4 protein-coding genes are annotated in these 2,780 nt (G+C 66.5%); 1 reads left to right on the forward strand and 3 read right to left on the reverse strand.

The features are described 5' to 3' along the window. Positions 1-387 precede the first annotated feature (387 nt). A complete protein-coding gene (locus AC5JJ6_RS07725; RefSeq protein WP_496041479.1) occupies positions 388-903 on the forward strand; it encodes a DinB family protein in 516 nt (171 codons plus the stop codon). A gap of 35 nt (positions 904-938) precedes the next feature. Here the strand turns inward: AC5JJ6_RS07725 and AC5JJ6_RS07730 are convergent, their stop codons facing one another. The 3 genes from AC5JJ6_RS07730 to AC5JJ6_RS07740 all read right to left on the reverse strand — a co-directional run bounded on the left by AC5JJ6_RS07730 (position 939) and on the right by AC5JJ6_RS07740 (position 2,664). Continuing rightward, complete coding sequence (locus AC5JJ6_RS07730) at positions 939-1,244, reverse strand: hypothetical protein (protein ID WP_496041480.1); 306 nt, start codon at positions 1,242-1,244, stop codon at positions 939-941. A gap of 64 nt (positions 1,245-1,308) precedes the next feature. Continuing rightward, positions 1,309-2,481 (reverse strand): transposase, encoded by a 1,173-nt coding sequence (locus AC5JJ6_RS07735; RefSeq protein ID WP_496041482.1) that lies wholly within the window; start codon positions 2,479-2,481, stop codon positions 1,309-1,311. A gap of 12 nt (positions 2,482-2,493) precedes the next feature. Next, on the reverse strand, positions 2,494-2,664 hold the full coding sequence (locus tag AC5JJ6_RS07740; RefSeq protein WP_496041481.1) for a hypothetical protein: 171 nt from the start codon (positions 2,662-2,664) through the stop codon (positions 2,494-2,496). Positions 2,665-2,780: the final 116 nt, after the last annotated feature.

Consider the following 2,780-nt stretch of genomic DNA (forward strand, 5'->3'; position numbering starts at 1 on the left):
GTGGTCAGGCTCAGCACCTGCCACGCTGTGGCACCTCGATGCCGCAGAGCAGGGGGCATCCACCCCATCATGTGATCGGAGCCGGATTGGGCGGCACGCGGAACGCCCTGCCTCACTCGTGGAACGCTCGCAAACCGGCCCGGCAAAGGGGGCGTTGGCTGGGCTTCGATCCCTTGTTCACTCCCAAAACTCAGGCCGCTCGCTTTGCGCAGGCGGCCTCTTTTTGCGCCTAGCCTGATTGCGACAGGGCTGGATTGCTTGCTTTGCGCGGGGGTTACCGCAAGTGATAACCGGTCCTGCTGATAGATGCGCTCAAACTCCGGTGGATAAAGCCTAACGGGTGGACCCTAATATCATGCTGTAGCAGCGAGCATGAGGAGCACCTCTATGAGCGTTCGGCAGGAGCACTTCCGCATGCTCTCGCGGTACAACCGCTGGGCGAACGAGCGCGTTTACGCCTGTGCCGCCCAACTCACGCCACAGACTTTGGCAGAGGACCAAGGGGCCTTTTTCGGGTCGTTGCTCGGGACCCTCAACCACCTCCTCGTGACGGACCGCCTGTGGATGGGCCGCCTAGGCGGACTGAGCCCGCGTGGCACGAGGCTGAACGAGATCTTGTATGAGGATTTTGAGGAACTCGGCACCGCGCGACAGTCACAGGACCAAGCGATCATTGCGTTCGTCGACGGCCTGAGTGAGGAGCGTCTCGCGCAGCCCCTCAACTACGCCACGACTAGCGGCGCACCGCAGTCCCAGCCCCTCCATCACGTGCTCGCCCACCTGTTCAATCACCAAACTCACCATCGAGGCCAAGCACATCACCTGATCGGTCTGGCGTTAGGGCTGGAGAGGACGCCTGTCCTCGATTTGCTGGTCTATCAGCGTTCTGCCCCATCCAGCTGAGCTCAAGCCCGCAGCGCCGCCCCGCATAGGAACAGCTACTCCCAAACCCGCATCCCCTCCGTCTCCGGCAGCCGCCCTTCATCCCGCCTGGCTTCCGGCGATCGGGAATCGGCCATCACCTGTAGCGAGATCCGGCGCCCGCATGGCCGGCACCGCAGCCGCGCCGCCAGCTCGCCGACCGTCGCGTCGGCTGAACCCATCAGGTCGATGGCCGCCTCGATCCCGATTGTCACGCTACGGGAGCAGCCCGAGCAGGAGCCGGCAAACCACATGGTGTTGGTGGCCGGCAGGTAGCAGCGGAGGCGGACGAACCCGTCAGGGCCGAGGCTATCGGAGGGCATGGGCGATCCTAGCCGATCCACCGGGCCAGAACGGCCGCTAGCAGCCCGTTGAGAAAGCGATTGGTCAGCTGAAGCGTTCCGGCTCAATGCTGACGGCGGCGGCCGCAGTCTGATCGCCAGCGATGACGATCAGGATGACGACCAGGCCGCCGTTCGACATGGCGACGGCAGCAAGCAGGGTCGAAATCCTGTCCTGGAAGCCCCGAGGGGTTCCCCACCCGGTCAGCAGCCGCATGATCAGGCCAAGGTTGTAGCCAGCGACGTGGATCAGGTAACGCTTGTGCAGGTTCTCCCGGCCGCGCAGCCAGGCTCGGCGCATGCCACCACGGTCGAGAATGAGCGCGAAGCTCCGCTCAACCACCTCGGCGCGCAGCTTGAACGCAACATGAGCGACGCCGGACAGCAGGCGGGTGCGATTGTTCACGACAGCGCGGCGGGCCGCGTCGTCGCCGTGCCAGCGCAGGAAGCCATCGCGCTTGGGCTCGGCGATCCGGGTCTTCCACGGCCCGTCGTCGAGCGTCTTCAGCACCTCGCGCGAGTGGTAGCCCTTATCGGCCACCATCTCGGCAGGCGCCTGGGCGCTCGGTGCCGCCTCGACCGCGGCCAGGTGCCGGGCCGCACTCGCCAGGGTGTCGGGCAGGGTCTTGGTGTCGCCCCAGTCGGCACTGTGCATCTCAGCCGCGACCACCGCGCCGGTGTCGAGGTCGACCGCGTGCTCGGGCTTGTAGGCCAAGCGTGTGCGGCCGTCCTTCAGCTTGGCGATCCGCGCATCCGGGTCGGTCGGGCTCTCCCACTCGGCGTTGGACAGCCGCCGGCCCTTGCGTTGGCGGTCCAGTCGGATCAGGTCCTCAGCTGTTGGTGTCTCGATGCCGCTCTCCTTGGCCATCCGCGTCAGCATCTCGCGGTAGCCCTCGCCACCGTCGCGGCGGACGATCGCCCGCAGGGCGGCGTTGGCCTCCACCGTCGAGGCATCAACGCCGATCCGCTCACCCCGGACCAGGCCCCGCTCCGACAGCCGCTGCAGTACCCAGGTGAACACCGCGTCGTGCACCTCGAGCGGTAGCCGGGCGCGGGTACGGCTCAGCCAGGAGTGGTCCGGCACCGGCTCGCGCTCGCCGAGGCGGAGGAACTCGCGCAGCGACAGGCTGTCGGCACAGCGCCACTCCAGGCCGCGCTCGCTGTCGATGCCCTCGAAGTAGCCGACCAGGAGCATGCGAAAGTACCGCCCCGGCGGCAGCGAGGGCCGGCCCTACCGCGCCGCATAGTAGGGCGCGCACTGGCCTTCGACAAAACCGTCAAACCCAGCACTGAGCAGGTCGGCCTGCAGCCGGTCGTAGAACACGTGCTCGGGCGAGCGCGGCATCTCCGCCCAGGTCACCAGCAGTTCCGACTGCCGGCCCTGCTGTCGTCCCAACGCCATGCCACACCTGCCACTCGCGGCCTGGAGCGAACGGAATCAAGCCAAAGCGACTTCGTCAACGGGCTGCTAGTACTACTGTGTCATATAATGCGGCGCTGAGTGAGTCGTTGGCAGCA

The sequence above is a fragment of the Skermanella sp. genome, assembly GCF_059503625.1.

Bases quoted from the DNA above. Each gene is read 5' to 3' on its own strand.
- AC5JJ6_RS07725 (WP_496041479.1), top strand. From the start codon at position 388: ATGAGCGTTCGGCAGGAGCACTTCCGCATGCTCTCGCGGTACAACCGC.
- AC5JJ6_RS07730 (WP_496041480.1), bottom strand. From the start codon at position 1,244: ATGCCCTCCGATAGCCTCGGCCCTGACGGGTTCGTCCGCCTCCGCTGC.
- AC5JJ6_RS07740 (WP_496041481.1), bottom strand. From the start codon at position 2,664: ATGGCGTTGGGACGACAGCAGGGCCGGCAGTCGGAACTGCTGGTGACC.